The sequence below is a fragment of the Streptomyces sp. NPDC005774 genome (assembly GCF_042871645.1).
In the GTDB taxonomy this organism is placed as follows: Bacteria; Actinomycetota; Actinomycetes; order Streptomycetales; family Streptomycetaceae; genus Streptomyces; species Streptomyces pratens.
The window spans coordinates 1-1,659 of record NZ_JBIAIV010000137.1 but is presented as its reverse complement, the minus strand read 5'-3'; the positions used below and the strand labels follow the sequence as shown (position 1 = coordinate 1,659).

The 1,659-nt window shown below is 68.3% G+C and carries 1 protein-coding gene; it reads left to right on the top strand.

The annotated features are described in order from the left end of the window. The first annotated feature begins 120 nt into the window (after positions 1-120). Entirely contained in the window at positions 121-1,509 is a 1,389-nt protein-coding gene (locus ACFYQA_RS39465) for an IS1380 family transposase (RefSeq protein ID WP_388928668.1), read from the top strand. Positions 1,510-1,659 lie beyond the last annotated feature (150 nt).

The window sequence follows — 1,659 nt, the reverse complement described above, 5'->3', positions numbered from 1 at the left end:
CCTCGATCCACCGCGTAGCGGTCGGGCTGTGGACGGAGAAATCAGAAGAGGTGCCCGCTGACCTGGGATGATGGGAGTTCTGACGCTTCCAACAACACCAACCAGCAAGGCACCTCTCAAGTGAAATTGTTCCACAGCCCGGCGGCGGCTCACGCCGCGTTCGACGAGCCGAATCTGATCGCACATGCCGGGCTGGTCCCGGTGATCCGGCTGGCCGAGCGGTGCGGCCTGCCGGCTCTGGTGGCCGGGAAGGTCAAGCTGATCGGTGCGAAAAACGGCGCCGGCACGGCCCCCGACGCGAAGGCGATGAGCATCGTGGGCGGCATGGCCGCCGGCGCCGACTCCATCGACGACCTGGACGTCCTGCGCCATGGCGGGCTGCCGAAGCTGTTCGCAGGGGTGCGGGCACCCTCCACGCTGGGCACCTTCCTGCGCGCCTTCACCTGGGGCCACGTACGGCAACTTCAGTCCGCGGCCCGCGCGTTCACCTGCAACCTGGCCGCCCACACCGGCTTCGTCCCGAAGGGGGACGAGGTGGTGTTCGTGGACATCGACTCCAAGGTCAAGCAGGTCTACGGGCCGGCCAAGCAGGGCGCCTCCTTCGGCTACACCAAGGTCCGCGGTCTGCACTTCCAGATCGTCACCGTCAAGAGCGCGACGTGTGCACCGGTCATCGTCGCAACGAGGCTACGCAAGGGCTCGGCGGGTTCCGGCAAGGGGGCCGCCTCACTGCTGCGCGAGGCCCTGACCACGGTACGGGCGATGGGCATCACCGCGCAGATCGTCGTCCGCGCCGACTCCGCCTACTTCTCCCACAAGGTCGTCGCCGCCTGCCGCAAGGCCGGCGCCCGCTTCTCGCTGGCCGCCGCGGTCACCAAGACGATCCGCACGGCCGTCGAGACGATCGACCCCGGCGCCTGGACGCCGATCCAGTACACCGACGCGATCTGGGACGACGAGGAGCAACGCTGGATCTCCGACGCCGAGATCGCCGAGATCCCGTTCACGGCCTTCACCAGCAAGAAGAAGGCGTTCCACACCACCGCCCGGCTCATCGTGCGCCGCGTGAAACGGCTGAACCCGAAGACGGTGCCCGAGGGGCAGAGTGAGCTGTTCGCCGTCTGGCGCCACCACGTGATCTTCACCGACAGCCCGTTCGTCCTCACCGACGCCGAACCCATGCATCGTGATCACGCCGCGGTGGAACAGGTCTTCGCCGATCTGGAGGACTCCGCCCTCGCGCACCTGCCCTCGGGGAAGTTCACCGCGAACGCGGTCTGGCTCACCCTGGCGGCAGCCGCCTACAACCTCACCCGCGCGGCCGGACACCTCGCTTCCACCTTCCACGCCAAGGCGCGGACCGGCACCATCCGCCGCCACCTCATCGCCGTCCCGGCCCGCATCGCCCGCCCGTCACGACGCGTCGTACTGCATCTGCCCCGACGCTGGCGCTGGGCCGACGACTTCACCGACCTGTGGACCGCCACCGGGCAGCGGATGCAGACCTGACCAACCGGATCCCCGCCCGTCCACGATCTGGAAGACCTCGGAGAACCCGCCACCGGCAGCGGCCAACCGGAAACGCATGCTGCCCGGAACCGAAAAACCACCCCGAAACCAATCACACCGCGCGATCAGAGATCACGCGGTGGATCGAGG